The 20,929-nt window shown below is 45.0% G+C and carries 22 protein-coding genes; 19 read left to right on the top strand and 3 right to left on the bottom strand.

Annotated features, from left to right (window positions below):
• Nucleotides 1-24: 24 nt before the first annotated feature.
• The 16 genes from cheA to motD all read left to right on the top strand — a co-directional run bounded on the left by cheA (nt 25) and on the right by motD (nt 17,591).
• Nucleotides 25-2,073, top strand: coding sequence for a chemotaxis protein CheA (gene cheA / locus ACO0LE_RS00560; RefSeq protein WP_422958480.1), 2,049 nt, complete (start codon nt 25-27; stop codon nt 2,071-2,073).
• Nucleotides 2,074-2,112: 39 nt separating this feature from the next.
• Nucleotides 2,113-2,628 (top strand): chemotaxis protein CheW, encoded by a 516-nt coding sequence (locus tag ACO0LE_RS00555; protein ID WP_422958479.1) that lies wholly within the window; start codon nt 2,113-2,115, stop codon nt 2,626-2,628.
• Nucleotides 2,629-2,710: 82 nt separating this feature from the next.
• Nucleotides 2,711-4,423 carry a methyl-accepting chemotaxis protein gene (locus tag ACO0LE_RS00550; RefSeq protein ID WP_422958478.1) on the top strand — a complete coding sequence of 571 codons (1,713 nt, stop codon included), beginning with the start codon at nt 2,711-2,713 and terminating at the stop codon, nt 4,421-4,423.
• Between the two features lie 220 nt (nt 4,424-4,643).
• On the top strand, nt 4,644-5,537 hold the full coding sequence (locus tag ACO0LE_RS00545; RefSeq protein WP_422958477.1) for a CheR family methyltransferase: 894 nt from the start codon (nt 4,644-4,646) through the stop codon (nt 5,535-5,537).
• A gap of 3 nt (nt 5,538-5,540) precedes the next feature.
• A complete protein-coding gene (gene cheD / locus ACO0LE_RS00540; protein WP_422956948.1) occupies nt 5,541-6,149 on the top strand; it encodes a chemoreceptor glutamine deamidase CheD in 609 nt (202 codons plus the stop codon).
• Nucleotides 6,150-6,189: 40 nt separating this feature from the next.
• Nucleotides 6,190-7,266, top strand: coding sequence for a protein-glutamate methylesterase/protein-glutamine glutaminase (locus ACO0LE_RS00535; protein WP_422958476.1), 1,077 nt, complete (start codon nt 6,190-6,192; stop codon nt 7,264-7,266).
• A gap of 99 nt (nt 7,267-7,365) precedes the next feature.
• Nucleotides 7,366-7,761 (top strand): chemotaxis response regulator CheY, encoded by a 396-nt coding sequence (cheY, locus tag ACO0LE_RS00530; RefSeq protein WP_262836013.1) that lies wholly within the window; start codon nt 7,366-7,368, stop codon nt 7,759-7,761.
• Between the two features lie 27 nt (nt 7,762-7,788).
• Nucleotides 7,789-8,421: a protein phosphatase CheZ gene (gene cheZ, locus ACO0LE_RS00525; RefSeq protein ID WP_422958475.1), complete on the top strand. Its 633-nt coding sequence runs from the start codon at nt 7,789-7,791 to the stop codon at nt 8,419-8,421.
• 42 nt (nt 8,422-8,463) lie between these two features.
• Nucleotides 8,464-9,678 carry an EAL and HDOD domain-containing protein gene (locus ACO0LE_RS00520; RefSeq protein WP_422958474.1) on the top strand — a complete coding sequence of 405 codons (1,215 nt, stop codon included), beginning with the start codon at nt 8,464-8,466 and terminating at the stop codon, nt 9,676-9,678.
• Nucleotides 9,679-9,970: 292 nt separating this feature from the next.
• On the top strand, nt 9,971-11,143 hold the full coding sequence (flhB, locus tag ACO0LE_RS00515; protein ID WP_422958473.1) for a flagellar biosynthesis protein FlhB: 1,173 nt from the start codon (nt 9,971-9,973) through the stop codon (nt 11,141-11,143).
• The gene (flhA, locus tag ACO0LE_RS00510) at nt 11,140-13,224 is read left to right on the top strand and encodes a flagellar biosynthesis protein FlhA (RefSeq protein WP_422958472.1); all 2,085 of its coding nucleotides are present in this window, start codon (nt 11,140-11,142) and stop codon (nt 13,222-13,224) included. Before flhB ends, flhA begins: the two co-directional genes overlap by 4 nt.
• On the top strand, nt 13,221-14,495 hold the full coding sequence (gene flhF, locus ACO0LE_RS00505; RefSeq protein WP_422958471.1) for a flagellar biosynthesis protein FlhF: 1,275 nt from the start codon (nt 13,221-13,223) through the stop codon (nt 14,493-14,495). The genes flhA and flhF overlap by 4 nt, the downstream gene beginning before the upstream one ends.
• Entirely contained in the window at nt 14,488-15,330 is an 843-nt protein-coding gene (locus ACO0LE_RS00500) for a MinD/ParA family ATP-binding protein (RefSeq protein WP_422958470.1), read from the top strand. The genes flhF and ACO0LE_RS00500 overlap by 8 nt, the downstream gene beginning before the upstream one ends.
• Before the next feature lie 8 nt (nt 15,331-15,338).
• On the top strand, nt 15,339-16,070 hold the full coding sequence (locus ACO0LE_RS00495; protein WP_422956940.1) for an RNA polymerase sigma factor FliA: 732 nt from the start codon (nt 15,339-15,341) through the stop codon (nt 16,068-16,070).
• A complete protein-coding gene (locus tag ACO0LE_RS00490) occupies nt 16,052-16,792 on the top strand; it encodes a flagellar motor protein (RefSeq protein ID WP_422958469.1) in 741 nt (246 codons plus the stop codon). The genes ACO0LE_RS00495 and ACO0LE_RS00490 overlap by 19 nt, the downstream gene beginning before the upstream one ends.
• Before the next feature lie 7 nt (nt 16,793-16,799).
• The gene (gene motD / locus ACO0LE_RS00485) at nt 16,800-17,591 is read left to right on the top strand and encodes a flagellar motor protein MotD (RefSeq protein ID WP_422958468.1); all 792 of its coding nucleotides are present in this window, start codon (nt 16,800-16,802) and stop codon (nt 17,589-17,591) included.
• A gap of 28 nt (nt 17,592-17,619) precedes the next feature.
• On the opposite strand, the gene ACO0LE_RS00480 is transcribed toward motD, so the two are convergent.
• From ACO0LE_RS00480 to flgA, 3 genes are all read right to left on the bottom strand, one after another.
• Nucleotides 17,620-18,108, bottom strand: coding sequence for a flagella synthesis protein FlgN (locus ACO0LE_RS00480; RefSeq protein WP_422958467.1), 489 nt, complete (start codon nt 18,106-18,108; stop codon nt 17,620-17,622).
• A 2-nt stretch (nt 18,109-18,110) separates the two neighbouring features.
• Nucleotides 18,111-18,419 (bottom strand): flagellar biosynthesis anti-sigma factor FlgM, encoded by a 309-nt coding sequence (gene flgM / locus ACO0LE_RS00475; RefSeq protein ID WP_422958466.1) that lies wholly within the window; start codon nt 18,417-18,419, stop codon nt 18,111-18,113.
• 113 nt (nt 18,420-18,532) lie between these two features.
• Nucleotides 18,533-19,219: a flagellar basal body P-ring formation chaperone FlgA gene (gene flgA / locus ACO0LE_RS00470; protein ID WP_422958465.1), complete on the bottom strand. Its 687-nt coding sequence runs from the start codon at nt 19,217-19,219 to the stop codon at nt 18,533-18,535.
• Nucleotides 19,220-19,401: 182 nt separating this feature from the next.
• On the opposite strand from flgA, the gene flgB reads away from it, so the two are divergent.
• From flgB to ACO0LE_RS00455, 3 genes are read left to right on the top strand one after another with little or no spacing between them, the layout of a single operon-like run.
• Entirely contained in the window at nt 19,402-19,806 is a 405-nt protein-coding gene (flgB, locus tag ACO0LE_RS00465) for a flagellar basal body rod protein FlgB (protein ID WP_422958464.1), read from the top strand.
• A 6-nt stretch (nt 19,807-19,812) separates the two neighbouring features.
• On the top strand, nt 19,813-20,217 hold the full coding sequence (gene flgC / locus ACO0LE_RS00460; RefSeq protein WP_422958463.1) for a flagellar basal body rod protein FlgC: 405 nt from the start codon (nt 19,813-19,815) through the stop codon (nt 20,215-20,217).
• A 29-nt stretch (nt 20,218-20,246) separates the two neighbouring features.
• Nucleotides 20,247-20,915, top strand: a complete 669-nt coding sequence (locus tag ACO0LE_RS00455; RefSeq protein ID WP_422958462.1) for a flagellar hook assembly protein FlgD — start codon at nt 20,247-20,249, stop codon at nt 20,913-20,915.
• Nucleotides 20,916-20,929: the final 14 nt, after the last annotated feature.

The following is a 20,929-nucleotide window of genomic DNA, read 5'->3' as shown; positions in this document are numbered from 1 at the left end:
TCGAGTACACCACGGAGCAAGATAATGACGATTGACATGAGTCAGTTTTTTCAAGTTTTTTTCGACGAAGCTGAAGAGCTTTTGGCCGAAAAAGAGAAATTGTTACTGGCTGTCGATATCTCCTCTCCGGACCCTGAAGATCTCAACGCGATATTTCGTGCTGCACATTCGATCAAAGGCGGATCTTCTACTTTCGGATTAAATGATATGACAGAAGTGACCCATATTCTTGAGTCACTTCTTGATAAAATTCGTAAAGGAGAGATGGCGTTAACGGCTGAGCATGTCGATGCATTTTTGATTACCAAAGATATATTAAAGATGCAGTTGGATGGACATCGGCTAGGTACTCCTGTTGATCAGGATGCAGTCGCCGATGTAAGAATGCTTTTGCAATCTTTGTCACAAGATGTTGTGCCGGTGAAGGCGCCGGTAGCTGCGTTTGAGGATCATTCAAGATCAAATGCAAAACTGGAGAATGAGACTTACTCTACTTGCTTTCGGATAGAGTTGCCTAAACTTACTGCAAACGATTTAGCTGCAATTTTTTCAGAATTAGGTTTGCTAGGAGCTATTTCGAAAGAAGAAAAAGCCGATGGACTTACTACGCTGATTTTAAGAACTAATGGAACTCAAGACGATATTATTGCAATATGTTCTTTTATTCTCGATCCCGATGACCTGAAGATATCTACTCAAGAGATGCCGGCCCTAAGTACCCCGCATCATGTTGCATCGTCGGATGATGATCTGGGGTACGGTTTTTTTGAGCCTATTGAGTCGATGTTCCCGCCGAATGCCGATGTGGCATCACCTTCAACTACAGATCCCAATACGGCTAATCTGATTTCTGCAAAAGTGGAACTAAAGGTCCCTGTCAAAAAGGAGTCCGAGAAATCGCATGCTTCTCAAGAGGCATCTACTATAAGAGTTGGAATCGAGAAAGTTGATCAACTAATTAACTTAATTGGCGAGCTTGTAATTACGCAGGCAATGCTTGAGCAGCGCACGCAGGAATTAGATCCCATCGCCAATGAGCGTTTGCTTAGTAGCGTTGCTCATTTAACGAGAAATACACGTGATCTGCAAGAAGCGGTAATGTCTATACGCATGATGCCGATGGATTATGTATTTTCGCGCTTCCCCAGAATGGTGAGAGATCTGGCGACGAAGTTAGGTAAGAAAGTTGAATTTGTAACCTATGGTGCTTCGACTGAATTGGATAAGGGGCTGATAGAAAGAATCGTCGATCCACTAACGCATCTTGTTCGCAATAGCATTGATCATGGTATAGAAATGCCAGCAGCCCGCTTGCAGGCAGGTAAGCATGAGTCTGGCAGATTGTCTCTTTCTGCCGTTCATCAAGGTGGCAATATCATTATTGAGGTTAGTGATGATGGCGGAGGACTTCACCGTGAAAAAATCTTAGCGAAAGCCAAGCAAAACGGGTTGATTGTTACTGATTCTATGACCGACAGCGAAGTTTGGCTTTTGATTTTTGCTCCTGGCTTTTCTACTGCAGAGGCAGTTACGGACGTCTCCGGGAGAGGCGTCGGTATGGATGTGGTCAAACGAAATATTACGGCGATGGGGGGTGTTGTAGATATTCGTTCTGCCAAGGGCTTTGGTACCACGATTACTATCTCATTGCCTCTGACATTAGCAATTTTAGACGGTATGTCAATTAAGGTTGGTGAAGAAATATATATCCTCCCGTTAGGGTTTGTGATTGAGTCACTTCAGCCAACCAGTCAAGACGTGAAGGAAATTAGCGGTAAGGGGCGTGTGGTCAAAGTTAGGGACGAATATTTACCGCTTATCCCTTTGTACGAATGTTTTGATATCGAGCCCAAGTTTACCAAGCCGTCCGATGGTATTGCCGTGATTGTTGAAGTAGACGGCAAGAAGGCCGCTTTATTTGTCGATGATCTGGTCGGTCAGCAACAAGTAGTCGTCAAAAATATAGAGTCAAATTATCGTAAAGTACCTGGGATCTCAGGCGCTACAATTTTGGGTGATGGCGGGGTTTCTTTGATTCTGGATGTCTCAGCGTTATTGCGTTCAGCTCGATGATCAATAAAATTTATATAAACAATTGCGGGAGGTAATCATATGGCGCAGTCTTTACCAATATCTGAAGGAAGTACTACCAAAGTAGACGGTTCCGGTTCTGATATTTCCGGACATGAATTTCTGGCGTTTACATTGGGCAATGAAGAATATGGAATTGATATTCTGAAAGTACAGGAAATCCGCGGCTACGAAGCTGTTACCCGCATTGCCAACGCGCCAGAATTCCTCAAAGGTGTTATTAATCTGCGCGGCATTATTGTTCCTGTTGTAGATATGCGTATTAAATTTAATTTAGGTGAACCGACTTACGATCAGTTCACTGTTGTCATTATTTTGAATATTGGTGGGCGTATTGTTGGTATGGTCGTCGATAGCGTTTCTGACGTTACGACATTGTTGCCAGAACAAGTCAGGCCAGCGCCAGAAATGGGAACAACGTTTAGCTCAGACTTCCTTATCGGGCTGGGAACACTTGAAGAGAGGATGTTAATCCTTGTCGATATCGATAAATTGATGTCTAGTCCAGAAATGGGGCTTGTCGATCATCAGGCTTGATAAGTAGTAAAACTGTTTTTAGCAGTTTGTTTCGCAATCGAATCAGCAAAATAAAAAATAAGAATTGAAGGAGGAGAATGCTATGAATTTGCGTAACTTCAGAATCGGTGCACGCTTAGGGCTTGGTTTCGGATTAATTATTGGCGGGTTGATACTGACTTTGGTACTCGCCAACGTGCTTGCTACAAAAAACAGAAACGCTTTAATTGAAGGCTTAAATAATTCAAGCCAAAAACAAGCTTTGGCTAATACGATGAAAAGCGCTCTTTTTGAAGGCGGAATATCAATGCGTAACATCGGGATACTGTCCGATGTCGCAGAGATGCAAAAAGAGGATGCTAAAGTTAAATCACAACGAAAAAGATATGAGGAAGCAAAAGCAAAAATTTCTTCTTTAGGATTAACTGAGGAAGAAAAAAAATTACTTGATGAGCTTGCAAAAATAGATAAAGAAATTGAGAAGCCTTTTAAAGACGCTGTTGGTCAGGCCCTCGCCTTCAATGCAGAAGGGGCATCAAAAATCATTGCGACCATCATTGATCCACTAAGTAGTAAATCGATACAGCAGATTAATAAACTCGTCGAATTTCAGGAAGCGGCTTCCAAGGATCAATTTGAGATATCGGCTGCAAGTAGTTCAAAACTTAGTTTCTGGCTATTTTTGATCTTACTCTGCGCTATGCTCATCGGTATTTTTGTCGCCTGGATTATTACGAAAAGTATTACCTTGCCTTTAAGTGATGCTGTCTCTATTGCAGAACAAGTTGCAGCGGGAGATCTGTCTTCACAAGTAGTTGTTAGCGGCAATGATGAAGTATCGTCTTTGCTGAGTGCACTTAAAGATATGAATGATAGTTTAGGTAAAACTGTGGGGCAGGTTCGCTCCGGAACTGAGGCAATCACAGTAGCATCCCAAGAGATTGCATCAGGGAATGCCGATCTATCGAGCAGAACCGAATCACAAGCCAGCTCGCTCGAAGAAACAGCCAGCTCCATGGAAGAACTCACCAGTACCGTTCGTCAAAATGCCGACAACGCCAGACAAGCCAACCAGCTCGTCGTCTCCGCCTCCAGTGTCGCAGTCAAAGGAGGCGCCGTCGTAGGTCAAGTCGTCAACACCATGGGCTCCATCAAAGACAGCTCCCGCAAGATAGTCGACATCATCAGCGTCATCGACAGTATCGCCTTCCAGACCAACATCCTCGCCCTCAATGCGGCCGTCGAAGCCGCCAGAGCTGGCGAACAAGGGCGTGGATTCGCCGTTGTCGCCTCAGAGGTACGCAACTTAGCTCAACGCAGCGCCAGTGCCGCCAAAGAAATCAAAGCCCTGATTGACGACTCCGTCGACAAAGTAGAACAAGGCGGCAAACTAGTCGACGAAGCAGGCAAGACCATGGACGAAATTGTCACCAGTGTCCAGCATGTCGCCGACATCATGAGCGAAATTACTGCAGCGAGCCAGGAACAAAGTGCGGGGATTGAACAAGTCAATCTTGCCATTACCCAGATGGACGAAATGACGCAACAGAATGCAGCGTTGGTAGAGCAAGCAGCGGCAGCGGCAGAGAGTATGGAGGAACAGGCTCAGGCTTTGGCGCAAGCGGTCAGTGTCTTTAAGCTCAGTGGCGCTGATACTTTTTCAGCGGCTAATCCTGCTAAATCCACTAAAGCGCCTGCACATGTAAATTCTAAGGGGCGTTCGCCTGTGAAGCAATTGACTGCAAGAAAAGAGTCATCGCCATCTCCAAATCGACAGCATAGTAGTTCTGTTAACGACGAGTGGGATGAATTTTAAACTCTTTGGATTGTTTTAGATTACTTAGATTCCACTTCTATTTTGACGAATCGAAATAATGATATTTACTCGGACTAATTAAATATTGTGAATTTCCTGAATAACTGTGGTTTTGCCGTGACGTAAGATTGACTGATTGTGTTGTACGCACTCATATATATGAAATCAATCCTGCCTAAATATTGGTTGATTAAGTAAGCCTCATGTTAAGGATAAATTAATGACCAAATCTGCAGAAAAAAACAGAGCCGAAACAGCAAAGGAATTTGATTTTAATGAAAAAGACTTTGACCGGGTTAGAGGGCTAATATACCAAAAGGCTGGCATCTCTTTGGCTGACAGCAAGCAGGAAATGGTTTATAGCCGCTTGGCACGTCGCTTACGTGCGACAGGTATTAACTCATTTTCTGTTTATTTGGATCAGTTACAGAAAGAACCTGCTGGTGCTGAGTGGGAGGCATTCACTAACGCACTGACAACGAATTTGACTTCCTTTTTTAGAGAAGAGCATCATTTCCCTTTGCTTGCTGAACACGTGAAAAAAAGGAAAGATCCTATCAGCGTCTGGTGTTCTGCAAGCTCAACGGGAGAGGAGCCTTACTCGATTGCAATGACATTATGTGAGGCATTCGGTAGTTTAAAGCCACCTGCACATATCATTGCGACAGACATTGATACCAACGTTTTATCAACAGCTTCAAAAGGTGTTTATAACATTGATCGCCTAGATAAAATGTCCCCTGAACGAGCAAAGAAATTTTTTCTTAAAGGGAAAGGTGCTCAAGATGGATTGGTAAGAGTACGACAAGAATTGCGAGATCTCATCACGTTCAAACAATTAAATCTTTTGGCAGATAGCTGGCCGGTTAATGGTGAGTTTGATGCTATTTTTTGCCGTAACGTAATGATTTATTTTGACAAGCCAACTCAGGGGAAAATTTTAAAGCAGTTTGTTCCGCTTATGAAACCTGATGGGCTACTTTTTGCCGGACATTCTGAAAATTTTCTGTATGTTTCTGATGACTTCAAATTAAGAGGTAAAACAGTATACGAACTTGCGGGTATGCACGAATCGCGCCGTAAGACTGTTTCGAATCATACAAACAAAGGTTAAGTCATGAGCCAATTAAGTGAAGAGCATTTTGCGACGAACATTTATTACGATCGTACTTTTGATTGTGATGCCGCAAAAATTTTACCTGGTGAATTTTATTTCACAGGAAAAGATATGTTGATTGTCACAGTCCTTGGTTCTTGCGTCTCAGCGTGTATCCGAGATCGTGTTTCTGGTGTTGGCGGGATGAATCATTTTATGCTTCCCGACGGAGGGGCTGATACAGATAACCCCGTGTCCGCATCTATGCGATATGGTACCTATGCAATGGAAGTGTTAATTAACGAGCTATTAAAAGCAGGAGCTAAACGCGAGAATATGGAGGCCAAAGTTTTTGGTGGCGGAAATGTCTTGCGGGGATTCACAGCGATTAATGTTGGTGAGCGGAATGCAAAATTTGTACTCGATTATTTGCGTGCTGAGAGAATGCGTGTGATTGCAGAGGATCTGAATGATATCTATCCTCGAAAAGTATATTTTTTTCCAAAAACTGGAAAAGTCTTAGTAAAAAAATTGAAGGTTGAGCATAACGATACATTGAGAAAACGCGAGCAAGACTATGCTAGTCGCCTTAAAACGGTACCAGTTGGCGGCGATATTGATTTGTTTTAAATTTAGTGTATGAAATCTAGCGTTGATGCGGGATATTTTTATGAAAATTAAAGTATTGATCGTAGATGACTCCGCACTGATACGTAGTGTGTTGAGTGAAATCATTGGCCGCCAGCCGGATATGGAGGTTGTTGGTGTTGCTCCTGATCCTTTGGTTGCCAGAGAGCTGATCAAACAAACAAACCCAGATGTTTTAACACTTGATGTTGAAATGCCCAAAATGGATGGGTTGGATTTTTTAGAGAAATTAATGCGGCTGAGGCCAATGCCTGTCATCATGGTATCGTCTTTAACGGAGCGTGGATCAGAAATTACGATGCGAGCCCTTGAGCTGGGTGCAGTTGATTTTGTCACTAAACCTAAGCTGTCAATTCAGAGCGGTATGTTGGAATACTCGGAACTGATTGCAGATAAAATCCGCGCTGCATCGAAAGCGCGTATCCGGCCAAGAACTCTTCAGTCAACTGATGCCGATAAAGCGGCCTTAACAGCATTGCCTTTGGTGAAAAACCCACTGACAAGTAGTGAGAAACTCATCATCATTGGTGCATCAACTGGTGGTACGGAAGCCATTAAAAATTTTTTAGTTCAAATGCCCTCAGACTGTCCCGGAATCTTAATTACGCAGCATATGCCAGAGGGCTTTACCAGGTCTTTCGCAAAGCGGCTTGACGGCTTATGTAAAATCTCGGTAAGTGAAGCTGCCGGCGGTGAACGTGTTTTGCCGGGACATGCTTACATCGCTCCTGGTCATTCACATCTGTTGTTAGCCAGAAGTGGAGCTAATTATGTGACTAAACTAGATGATGGACCTCCGGTTAACAGGCATAGACCGTCGGTAGACGTATTATTCCTTTCTGCAGCAACTTATGCTGGCAAAAATGCGGTGGGCGTTATCCTTACGGGTATGGGGAAAGATGGCGCTAATGGTATGCTGGAAATGAAGAATGCAGGGGCATACAATTTTGCCCAAGATGAAGCAACTTGTGTAGTATTTGGTATGCCACGTGAGGCAATTGCAGTTGGTGCTACCCATGAGGTTGGTCCTTTAAATGAGCTGCCTTCGATGGTGCTGCACTATTTAGCCTTGCATGGAAGTCGTGCCTTACGTGTTTAGATCCGACAATTCAAAATTGTTATTAATTATTAGCAGCACTTTGTATTAAACTGACCGATAATGTTATTAACTATCTTTAAAGAAACAATGGAGTAATTCATGGCCGATCAGAACCTGAAGTTTTTAGTTGTAGATGACTTTTCAACGATGCGCCGTATCGTTAGAAACTTGCTCAAAGAACTTGGCTATTCCAATGTAGATGAAGCCGAAGACGGTGCTATGGGACTGGCCAAACTGAAGAGTGGCGATTTTGACTTTGTTATTTCGGACTGGAATATGCCAAATATGGATGGTCTGACTATGCTCCAGCACATTCGTGCTGATCCCGCATTAGCAAAAATGCCGGTTCTGATGGTAACTGCAGAAGCAAAAAAAGAAAATATCATTGCTGCTGCTCAGGCTGGTGCAAACGGCTATGTGGTAAAACCATTTACTGCCGCAACATTGGATGAAAAGCTGTCAAAAATTTTTGAAAAATTAGGAAAACCTGCGTAGCAAAGAGCAGCCTGTCAAGGAGCTACGATGAGTGATGAGTTGAATAACAAGGAGCAACATGATGACCTGCTCTCACGAGTAGGCCACATGACGCGGCTGTTGCACGATAGTGTACGAGGTTTGGGTTTAGATAAGGTACTCGAAAGAGCGGCAGAAGACATTCCTGAAGCCTGTGACCGACTTGATTATGTTGCAAAAATGTCGGAGCAGGCGGCGCAGCGTGTTCTTAATGCAACTGACGAGGCAATTCCGCTGCAGGAATCCCTTGACGACGGCGCCAAGAAAATTTCTGTAGATCTTGAAAGATTGATATCTAGCTCCACAACGTTGGAGCAATATCAGCAAACTGCACAAGAAACACTTGCCTACCTAAAACTAGTTGCTGCCAATAGTAAAGAGACAAAATCCCATCTGATGAATATTATGATGGCGCAGGATTTTCAAGACTTAACCGGGCAAGTAATAAAGAGAGTAACTGATATTGCTCAGAATCTTGAGCAACAGCTTGTGCAATTGTTGATCGACTATTCTCCTGCCGAAATTAAGCGAGATGTTGGAGATGGTCTGATGAATGGGCCGCAAATTAATCCTGAAGGCAATGTCGATGTAGTTTCAAATCAGGGGCAAGTAGATGATTTGCTTGATAGTCTTGGTTTTTAGCTAGTCCTTTCGCCTAAATAAAGTTACTACTTATAAATTCATATGAACGAAACTAACTTCATTGTTAGAGAGCCTTTGCTTGATCCTAAGCAGCGTGTTATCGGTTTTCAATTATCATGGCAAAATTCAAGCCAAGCGGCGGAGTTCAGTGTTGACGATTTGAATTCCCTGATGGAATTTGTCGCCGAAAAGCTTAATGATGAGAATACGGGCTTTTTGTTGGGTGACAGTATTTTATTTATGGATGCTGTTCCAGGGCTATTGAAGGCCGAGGGCTTAAAACTGTTGCCGCCAAAAAATACCGTTTTGGTATTATCAAAACGTGACTTTACAAATCCTGAGACACTTGAGTCAATCAAAGAACTACGGCAATTGGGCTACGGAATCTGTATGCGTGGCGCTGATCTGAGTACACTGGAAAGATCTTTTTTCTCGCAAATTTCCCACATAGAAGTTCAATTAAATCCAGCTAATCTGGCATCACAGGCCAAGGTCTATGCGGCGCTCAAACAATCTTCGGTTCGTATGGTTGCTAGAAACGTCCTCAGTTGGCAGGATTTTGATGCTTGCTCTGCTTTAGGACTTGATTCCTTTGTTGGTAAGTTGCATTTGACACCGAGACCGAGTGCTGAGAAAAAAGGTTTAAATACTGCGCAGACGACTATTCTGCAGTTGATGGAAATGATCAGGAAGAATGCGGATATTCAGCAGCTTGAGGCCGTCGTAAAAAGAGATGCGACACTTGCCTATAAATTATTGCGATATATAAATTCTGCAGGTTTTGGGTTAAGAACCGAAGTGCAGTCGTTGAAACATGCAGTGCAAATTCTTGGTTATAGCCCCTTGTATCGCTGGTTGTCCCTTTTGCTTGCGACAGCGAGTACCAGTGGATATTCACCGGTATTACTAGAAACAGCGATTGTTCGCGGACGTTTTGCGGAACTCTTAGGCCAGCCTTACATGTCTAAAGCTGAGGCGGAAAATCTGTTTGTTGCCGGGATGTTCTCTTTGTTAGATCGTCTGCTTGGAATTTCAATGGAAGAGGTTTTGTCAACGATTCAGTTGCCAGAGGCAGTTACTGAAGCCTTAATTTCGAGAGGTGGTGCTTATGGCCCTTACCTCGCGCTTGCAGAAGCTTGTGAGTTGAACAGCATGTTAGTAGGGTCTTTATCAGAGTCGTTACGCATAAAACCGAATGAGGTTAATGCCGCACATCTGTCAGCTTTAGTTTGGGCAAAAAATATTGCTGCTGCCTAAGCATTATATTTTTGTTTTACTTCTTTTTAAAAAATGCGCCGTTCTGGCGCATTTTTCATTTGCTCTTCCACCTTAGACAAGCGAATTTTTTGCCCACTATCTTGCATTAACTTTTTAGCGTTACTTCAAATTGTTATTGCTCGTAAGGTGCGAGTTAACACGTCCTGTGAAATGAGGGGTAATTCATCACTTATTCCTCGTATGTCACTTTTCTAATTTCGCGAATAATCCTAACTGTAGAAATGTACTGGCATTAATTGGCTTGCATTTCAGAAAAGAATGGGAGTCGGCAATGGCCGAAGAAAGCGATCTCGAAAGAACCGAACCAGCCTCACCCAAACGTCTGGAGCAAGCCAGGGAGGAGGGCGATGTCCCACGTTCAAGAGAGCTGTCGACCTGCACTATTTTATTGGCTGCTGGGAGTGCACTTTGGATCTTTGGAGGCAGTTTAATACGTCAGTTAAGTCATATGTTGATGAATGGTTTATCGCTGGATCGTAGCCTCGCATTTGATATCAATTTATTGTTTTCAAGTATTGCTGTAGGCCTGATGGATGTGTTGATTGCATTTGCGCCGATTGCCGGATTGTTAGTTCTTGTGGCAATCGGATCTCCCTTGTTGATTGGTGGCTGGTTGTTTAGCGGGAAGGCATTGCAACCTAATTTCTCTCGCATGAATCCTTTGTCCGGTTTGGCAAATATGATTTCAACTCGGGCCGGGGTAGAACTCGTCAAGGCCATTATCAAAACGATTCTTGTTGGTAGTGTTGCCCTGATGGTTGTAATGAGTCAAAAAAATGCAATTTTTGGCTTGGTTCTTGAGCCGCTTGCACAAGGCAGTGCTCATATGGGTAATTTACTTGCAGCTTGTTTTTTATCGATTGTTGGCGCGCTTGTTTTTATCGCAGCAATAGACGCTCCTTATCAAATGTGGCATTACGCTAATAAGTTGAAGATGACACATCAGGAAGTGATTCAAGAGTCGAAAGAGGCTAACGGTAATCCGCAAATCAAAGCAAAAATCAGAGCCCAGCAAAGAGAAATGGCACGTCGTCGCATGATGGCAGAGATTCCGACGGCAGACGTCGTCGTAACAAATCCTACGCATTTTGCCGTTGCGCTGAAATACACCGATGGTGGTAATGGTGCGCCGAGAGTCGTTGCTAAAGGTGCTGATGCAGTGGCCGCGAGAATCCGTGAAATTGCAGGTGAAAATAATGTCCCTTTGTTAGAAGCTCCCCCTTTAGCGCGGGCTTTATACAAGCACACGGAGTTGGGAGATGAAATCCCGGAGAAGCTGTATGCCGCTGTGGCCGAAGTGCTTGCTTATGTATTTCAACTGAAGACTTTCCGTCAGCATGGTGGTTTAAAGCCGATTTTACCGACAGAAATCGACGTACCCTCAGAGTTGGATCCTAATAACGAATTACCACAACAGTCTCCTTTAATCGGAGCTCATGAATGAATAGTTTGAAATTGCCCGCCTGGATGAGCATATTTACTAATAAGGCGATTGCTGCACCCGTCTTGATTATTATGATGCTGGCGATGATGGTGTTGCCACTGCCTGCGTTTGTTCTGGACGTATTTTTTAGTTTTAATATTGCTCTGGCAATTATCGTTTTATTGACCAGTCTGTACACGGTAAAACCGCTCGATTTTATGGTTTTTCCAACGGTACTGTTGGTTAGTACGATGTTACGTCTATCGCTGAATGTCGCTTCTACCCGCGTAGTATTGACTGAAGGGCATACTGGTCCGGATGCAGCTGGTAAGGTGATTGAGGCATTCGGGCATTTTTTGATTGGTGGTAACTATACGGTTGGTATCGTCGTATTCGTGATTTTGACCATCATTAACTTTACCGTCGTAACAAAAGGTGCCGGTCGTATTGCCGAGGTTGGTGCCCGTTTTGCGTTGGATGCAATGCCAGGTAAGCAAATGGCGATTGATGCAGATCTGAATGCAGGATTGATTGCTGAGCAAGAAGCTCGTCGTCGCCGCACCGAAGTAGCGCAGGAGGCGGAGTTTTATGGCGCGATGGACGGTGCCTCTAAATACGTCCGTGGCGACGCTGTTGCCGGCATCATGGTGACGATTATTAATATTGTCGGTGGTTTAATCGTTGGTATGGTGCAGCATGATCTGGACTTCGCAACAGCCTTAAAAAACTACACTTTACTGGCAATTGGCGACGGATTGGTTGCGCAAATTCCTTCATTAATTATCTCGACTGCAGCGGGTGTTGTCGTATCTCGTGTTGCCAGTGACCAGGATATCGGTGGCCAGTTGATTGGTCAGTTGTTTGCCAAACCTCAAGTACTCTACATCACTGGCGGCATCGTTGGTGGCATGGGAATTATTCCTGGTATGCCCCATGTAGCATTTCTTCTTCTAGCGGGTATGCTAATTGGAGGGGGATATTTATTGACGAAAAAATCTGAAATTGTTGCCACAGCCGAGGAACAAGCGCCACCGCAAGCAGCTGCTCCCGAAATGGAAGAGGCGACCTGGCAAGATATTTTGCCGGTAGATACCCTTGGATTAGAAGTCGGTTATCGACTCATTCCTCTGGTTGACAAAGGGCAGGGCGGTGAGTTGCTTAGACGAATTAAAGGCATTCGTAAAAAATTTGCACAAGAGGTTGGCTTCTTGTCGCCTCCGGTACATATTCGTGACAATCTCGAGTTGAAACCATCGGCTTACAGAATTACTTTAAAAGGAGTCGAGGTCGGAACTGGTGAGGCGTTGACCGGACAATATCTTGCAATTAATCCTGGGATGGTCACGGGAAATTTACCCGGTGCTGTCACGACGGATCCTGCGTTTGGACTACCCGCAGTCTGGATTGATGCGGCGATGCGCGAACAGGCGCAAGGGATGGGGTATACCGTCGTTGACGCTGGCACCGTAATCGCAACCCATTTAAATCATCTTATCACATCACATGCTGCGGAGTTGCTTGGTCGTCAGGAGGTGCAGCAGCTTATGGACCATCTGGCGAAAGATACACCTAAACTCGTGGAGGAATTAGTTCCTAAATTATTACCGCTCTCGATACTGCAAAAAGTCTTACAAAACCTGCTCATCGAGGGGGTGCATATCCGCGATATGCGAACCATTATTGAAACGCTCTCAGAGCATTCAATGCACACACAAGACGCGAATGAATTGACGACCTATGTTCGTATTTCGCTTGGTCGTGCGATTGTCCAGCAAATATTCCCTTCTACGAATGAATTGACGGTGATGACTCTGGATAATCGCCTGGAGCGGCTGTTGATGCAGGCATTGCAGACGAATGGTGCCGATGGTGCAGGGATTGAGCCCGGTCTTGCCGATACTTTAGCAAGTCAGACAGAGGCAGCTGCACAGCATCAGGAGCAAATGGGATTGACCCCAGTGCTACTGGTACCGGGTCCATTAAGAGCTTTATTGTCTCGCTTCCTCAGAAGAACCTTGCCACAATTAAAAGTCTTATCGCAAGCAGAGCTACCTGAAACTAAAACCATTAGAGTTACCAGCCTCGTTGGAGGGCAATTATGAACGTCAGAAAATTTTCGGCAAATACCTCACGTGAAGCGATTCGTCTGGTTCGAGATGCGCTAGGTTCGGACGCGGTTATTTTATCGAATCGTAATGTTGAGGGCCGGGTAGAGATATTGGCGATGGCCGATGAAGTGGTAAGTTCACTAGTGATGCCAGAGCATAAAAAAGTAATGGTGCCGGATGTCCCTAGGTTCACTCCTCGCTTCACGTCGGACGATAGTTCTCAGCAATATACTGCGAACAGTATCAGTCGCTTTGATAGCGAGGCGACTCCGCAGGTTAGTCCGGGTGAGATATCTGCCGTCATGAATGAGATCAGGTCGATGAGAGGAATGATGGAAGCGCAATTGGCAGAGCTCTCCTGGACGAATACGCAAAAGCGGCAGCCTAAGAAAGCTGAAATTTTACGGGAAATGCTGGCAACCGGATTTAGTGCCAGTTTGTCCCGCTTTCTGATCGAAAAAATGCCTGAATCCGATAACGTCGTTAGCAGTCTGGATTGGATTAAAGCGATACTGAATAAGAATCTGTCTACCATTTCAAATGAAAGCGAGATATTGGAAAAAGGCGGTGTGTATGCATTAATCGGGCCTACCGGGGTGGGTAAAACCACGACGACTGCCAAATTGGCAGCGCGCTGTGTGATGCGCCATGGCCCGGCTAAACTGGCCTTGATTACGACAGATGGCTATCGTATTGGCGGCTACGAACAATTACGTATTTATGGCAAAATTCTCGGCGTCATGGTGCATTCTGTTAAAGACGAGTCCGACTTACGCATCGCTTTGTCTGAACTAAAGAATAAGCATACGGTGTTGATTGATACGGTCGGTGTGAGCCAACGTGACAAGATGGTGGCAGAGCAGATTGCGATGTTGTCAGGCGCCGATAGTAATGTGAAACGACTTTTATGTTTGAATGCGACCTCTACCGGTGAAACCTTAAGCGAGGTAGTAAGGGCCTATCAGGGTAAAGGCGATTTAGCTGGTTGTATTTTGACGAAGCTCGATGAAGCGGCAACGATTGGTGGTGTACTAGACATTGCTGTGCGCCAGAAACTGAATATCTATTATGTTGCCAGCGGCCAGCGTGTGCCTGAAGATCTGCATGTCGCTAACAAGCAGTATCTGGTTGATCGTGCGTTTAAATTAAAGCGCGAGACTTCCGCTTTTAGTTTGCAGGATGATGAGCTCCCGATGGTGATGGCAAATGCTGCAATGGCAAATGCGATTAATCCAGGTGCTTTACGGGAGGTGTCCCTTGGCTAGTTTTGATCAGGCAGAAGGATTGCGCCGTATGCTTGAGGCGCCAAAGCCGCGCGTATTAACGTTTTTGTCTGCTTTGCGTGACGATGAGAAGAGCAGCATGTTGGTCAATCTTGGTGTTTCGCTTGCCAGGCAAGGACAACGAGTTTTGATGATTGATGCACGCTGCTCAAATCATAGTATAGGATCGTGGTTGGGTAGCGATTCCGAGAGCACCCTGTTGGATGTAGCGCGACAACAGCGTACAATGAGAGAGGCGATTAAAATAGTCTCATCAAATTTATCGGTGTCTATGTTATCCAAATATGCGATGAATTCAATGCGGTTGCCAGCCGAAAATTCGAGAAAATTATCACGGGTTTTCGATGTTGCGGCAAATGCAGCCGACTTAGTGATCGTTGATAGTGAAATCGATAGTAACGATGCGTTTCCTCTTGCGTCGTTTGAAGAGTCTGATGTCGTGATACAAGTATCAGCAAATCCCGTCACTATTAAAAATGCGTATGGTTTGATCAAACGAGTTAATAGTCGCCTTGGTCGTCGTTCTTACGGTATTTTAGTCTCTGGAGCAACTGAACAATCAGCGCGACTGGTGTATGCCAATATGGCTCAGGCGGCAAGCCGTTATTTAGCCGTTCCACTACATTTTGTAGGTTATGTACCTGAAGACGATCACATGAAACAAGCTGCTCATCTGGGGCGCGCCGTGATTGATGCGTTTCCGTTGGCTGGAGCATCAATTGCCTTCTCCAAATTGGCTGAACAGTTGGCAGCCGCTGCTCAGTCAACACTGGGGTTGCGTGGCTTGCCTGAGTTGGGTGTCGGCATCGGAATTTAAAAGAAATTATGTACACTGCCAGCGGAAAGTCAGACAAAAATTCTCTACTCACAGAGCACGCTCCTCTGGTAAAACGACTTGCTTATCAATTAAAGGCGCGCTTACCCCCCAGTGTTGAGGTGGACGATCTTGTTCAGGCCGGCATGATAGGTTTGCTCGACGCGGTCAACCGCTATGAAGATAATCATGGTGCTCAATTTGAGACTTATGCTGTACAGCGCATACGCGGCGCGATGCTTGACGAGTTGAGGAATAGTGACTGGTTGCCGCGTGGAGTCCGTCAAAATATGCGTAAGATTGAGACGGCAATGAACACGCTTCAACAAAAGTTAGGCAGGCCTCCGTTAGAAACGGAAGTTGCCAAACAATTGAAATTAAGCCTGGCTGAATATCAGGATGTTTTGAGTGAAAGTGGTGGGCACCAATTGGTCTACTATGAAGACTTTCATGACGCCGATACCAAAGAGCATTTTCTGGATCATTATTGTACCGATCAGTCGGGTGATCCTTTGGAGGATTTGTTGCATGGAGATTTTCGTGATGCGGTTATCTTTGCAATTGACAGCCTTCCCGAGAGAGAGAAGCTCTTAATGGGGCTGTACTACGAACAAGAATTGAATTTAAAAGAAATCGGTGCGGTGATGGGGGTATCTGAATCGCGGGTTTCACAACTACACAGCCAGGCAGTAGCTCGATTAAGAGCATCTTTAAGGGAGAAAGCGTGGACTGGGCTAGCATAATTGGGCTTGTATTAGTTATTGCCGGAATTTTCTCTGGGCAGCTTATCGAGGGCGGACGCCTGTCATCATTGGTGCAGCCCGCCGCATTCGTGATTGTCGTTATTGGCACAATTGGGGCGGTGCTGCTGCAGAGCCGGATGCCTACGTTTATCCGTGGTGTCAAAATGCTGAAATGGGTCGTATCCATGCCAATCGACACGAGTAAAAAGACGATACAAGAGGCGCTGATCTGGAGCGTTGTTGCTCGCCGCGAGGGATTTCTTAGCTTAGAGCGTTACATGGGAGCAAGTAAAGATCCTTTCATCAGCAAAGGTTTGCGCTTAGTCATCGATGGAATTGATCCTGTTCGTTTAAAAGAAATCTTGGATGTTGATATTTCTTTATATGAAATTGAACAGCGTCAGGCTGTCAAAATATGGGATGCCGCTGGGGGTTACTCTCCGACTATCGGTATTCTGGGGGCAGTTCTTGGCCTGATCCATGTGATGGAAAATCTGTCCGATCCGAGTAAATTAGGTAGCGGGATTGCAGTCGCTTTTGTCGCAACAATCTATGGTGTCGGGCTAGCCAACTTATTTTTTCTGCCGGTCAGTAATAAGTTAAAGGAAATCATTAGCAGTGAAGTAACACGACGTGAAATGTTATCTGATATTTTTTACAGCATTGCCTTGGGTGATAGTCCCCGGGTCGTGGAAGAGCGCCTTGCCAACCACAAAAAATAAGCCCGCCATGGCCAGGAAAAAATATCATGATGAGAGTGATAATCATGATCGCTGGCTGGTGTCATATGCTGATTTTATTACCTTATTATTCGCTTTTTTTGTTGTGATGTATGCGATATCTTCTTTGAATGAAGGCAAATATCGTGTCTTATCTAATTCGCTCACAGGTGCATTTGGCCAGGCGATGGTGATGCATTCTGCCAACAGCGATGTAGAGCCTGCGATCAAACTTGATCCTATCCGTCTCGTTAAGCAAAAAAACCTGGAAACTTTGCACAAAGAACGTGAGCAGATGACGGGTATGGCGCGTGATATTTTGAGCGTCCTTGAGCCTTTGGTGCGCGAAGGTAAGGTGAGTGTCAGTCAGACCAGTCGCGGTATTACGATTGAGATCAACGCGAGTGTTTTGTTCGCGCCAGGTGAGGCGAAATTGAACCTTGATTCATATCAGGCGTTAAAAGCGATTGCGTCGGTGCTCAAGGCAGACAACCATTCAATTCAGGTTGAGGGCCATACTGACAATTTGCCAATTAAGAATTCTAGCTTTCCGTCGAACTGGGAATTGTCCGCTGTCCGTGCAAGTACGGTAGTGCGTTTATTTACGGAAAATGGCGTCGATGAAAACAGGATGACTGCAATTGGTCAGGGGCCGAAATTACCGGTAGGATCGAATGCTAATGTCGAGGGAAGAGCAAGGAACCGGCGGGTGACAGTTACTATCCTGGCTATTTTGCCGGAACCTGTCATTGATGTACCCTTGGCGGATCCAGCTAGTGCAGTAAATGCCGATAAGAAATAAATATTTCTTTCGGACTATCAGTGGGTTGTTAGCCGATAACTAGGCCGCGCCCTGTAATGTTTTGTATTTTGGCCTGTCCATTTGGGCCATACATGGCACCTGCCGGATTGCTCTGCTGGAGAACATTGAGTGCGCCTTGATTGCGCATTAGCTGACGGTTGATCAGAATGCCGTTGGTGCGATTAATTTCTTTTGCTTTTTCAGCGATTGCCAGAAGCTGAGTCCAGTTATCTGCAATCGTTGTTTCAGCGGGTGCTTGCGCCAGAAATGCATTGATTCCGTTCAAGTCACTTGAGAACCCCATTTCTTCAAGGTGCGTGCTGCGAATTTTTTCTAATTCTGCAACTTGGGCAATACACAGACCTTTGCGCTTAGTAAACTCGTTCAGGTCATTGACATGACCTTCAATCAACGCAGCTTGCTCTAATTTCAGTATCTCAGTCAGTGATGTCATTGCGGACAATTCATTCTGCAGAGATTGATTCAATTGAGGCAGTTTTGCGCTGACGAGATTCATGATTATCGTTTTCTTGCGTTTAATAAATCTTTGACGGTTTCTAATAAGCCATCTGCGACTTTTTCCGAATTTACCTGGAAGCGCCCCTCAGAAATGGCCAGCTTAATTTCTTCTACCTTCTTTGCCTCAAATACAGCGCTACTTGCTTGTGTGTTCTGTAAGGCCTGAAGTTGCGTCGACAAAGGCGAAATCTGTACCTTCGCAGATGGCGTCGACGACACTTCTGTTTTCTCTGCCTGTTGATCGGCGCGAACCTGTTGCGGCCCCGCTGGCAGTCCAGTGGTACTCTTTAGTGCATCATTAATTTTCACAGCATCACCCTCTATGTTGGGATTTTTATACATCTACATTATGTATATCGGCTGCGATATTTTAAACTTTAACGTCATTTGCGGAAATATTGTGCTGCTGAGAAATTACTTGATTAATAAGTGATCTCAATAACGCCGCCTGCTTTCGCAATTCCGCTAACAACCTGTCCTGATAAAATTTTAACTTTGGCAACTTGTCCCTCGCTAGCGTTGCTTAAAGCCTGCCCATCAGTTGCTACCTGGAACCCCTTGCCAGTACTGGTGACGCGAACCGACTGTCCTTGTTGGACGACTATCGGACTCTTTAGACTATCGCTCTTTATTACGGTACCCGACGTGACAGATACGTTTAATGACTTGCCTATTGCCTGATTCGGATTAGTGATGGCTCCGGATGGAAGATTCGATAGTTCTCCGGTCAGTTTCATCAAATCATTGGCCGTGATCGTTTGTCCATGGGCTATGTTGCCTGAAGTAACATAATAGTCACCTGAGACTTTAATGCTGGCAGACAAGTACACGACCCATGCTGCAGGACTGCTGCAGCGTACACCTATCGTAATTTTGCCCCATGGTTTGCTACCTGGAGGTAAGAATGGTTCAATATTTGTGCATGTAGCCAGATTAAGGCGATTGTCGACAGCACCTACAGTAACCTGTGGCTCACCACTGAATCCCGCACTTTGCTTCCTCAAAAAATCCTCAGCCGCTTGTCGAATCCGCTGCGGGTCTTCCGGCTGTGCACAAGCTAAGGTCGGCATCAACTGACATAATAACAATAAAACAATTAGCTTTTTCATCGCAACTCAACTAAAAACGTGTTCCTGCAGTGTAGTCAATTTCTCGCTTACCTATTTGGGGAATAGAAGGCTTTTTCCTGTTCTTCTCAAATGATTGTTCTTGCTTTTGCGGAGATAAGATGCAAAACATCAAAAACCGTTTTGGTTATTGTGCATGCTGTAGAGCAGGTTAGGGAGGGATGATGAGTAGCAAAGTCGATGATTATTTGCGATTTCATGAGGCGGCATTGTCCATCAGGGGACAGCGTCAGCAGATGATCGCCTCCAATATTGCCAATGCAGATACGCCTAATTATAAAGCGCGTGATATTGATTTTTCTGCCGCGATGAATAACGTCTTGCAAAGAAATGCTGGACAGGCGCCATCTGAACTCGCAAAAACAGCTCCCCAGCATCTCGACACCCAAGGAGCCGTTGGTGGCAGTACGCAACTTTACCGGACAACGGTCCAGGGAAATATTGATGGTAATACTGTCGATATGGATGTGGAGCGTAATCAATTTACAGACAATGCATTGCGATACGAGGCGAGTTTGACGATTCTTAATATGCAGATACGCAATATGCTGTCAGCGATTCAGGGGTAATAGATTATGTCTCTTTTCAATATTTTTAATGTAGCTGGTTCTGCAATGAGCGCACAAGCGCAACGGCTTAATGTTGTGTCGAGCAATCTGGCTAATGCGGATAGTGTCACTAGTTCAAATGGTCAGCCATACAAAGCCAAGCAAGTTGTTTTCAGTGCGGTGCCTGTTGCTGATTCCGTCTCTACAGCCGTAAGGGTAAAAGAGGTTGTGGAAGACAATAACCCGCCTAAACTGATGTACGACCCTAAGCATCCGTTGGCGGATGAAAAGGGTTATGTGGCGATGCCAAACGTTAATGTCGTGGAGGAGATGGTGAATATGATCTCCGCATCCCGTTCTTATCAGACCAACGTTGAAACGATGAATGCTGCAAAGACCATGTTGTTAAAAACGCTCACGCTGGGTCAATGATCTTCGCCAGAAGTTAAAGGAAAATTAAAATGACTACCGTACAGACTACTACCGTTGACCCAAGCTTGCTGACCACGATGAATGGCGGTACCGCTGCAAAATCAAGCACGCAGGAGGCGCAAGATCGCTTTATGACCTTGCTGGTAACGCAAATGAAAAATCAGGATCCCCTAAATCCCATGGATAACGCTCAGGTGACGAGTCAGCTAGCGCAATTGTCTACCGTAACAGGGATTGATAAGCTAAATACTACGGTTACCTCGCTGAGTAACAGTTTTTTGTCTGCCCAAAACCTGCAGGCCGCCAATATGATTGGTCATGGAGTCGTTGCGGCAGGGAATAAATTAGGACTCTCTCAGAGCAAAGGTGTATATGGCGTTGAGCTTGCTCAAGGTGCAGACAAAGTTGATGTCACGATTAAAGATGCGTCTGGTGCCGTGGTGAAAAAACTGAGTCTTGGTGCAATGGAAAGTGGTATCAATGCGCTGACATGGGATGGTACGAATGATCAAGGTGCCGTCGCCGCTGATGGACAGTATCAGATTGAAATTAGCGCCAGCGTTGCTGGTAAGGCAATTGATGCAACTGCGTTAAGTTTCGGAATGGTTTCCAGTGTTACGTCGAATGCGCAAGGCGTTAAGTTAAATGTGGCAAATGTCGGCGATATCGGTCTAGCCGATGTGAAAAAAATCTACTAATTCGCGAGCAAGCT

Origin of the sequence: Undibacterium sp. Xuan67W (assembly GCF_049340165.1) — a bacterium.
Lineage (GTDB): Bacteria > Pseudomonadota > Gammaproteobacteria > Burkholderiales > Burkholderiaceae_D > Undibacterium.
This window is presented reverse-complemented; position numbering and strand designations above follow the sequence as displayed.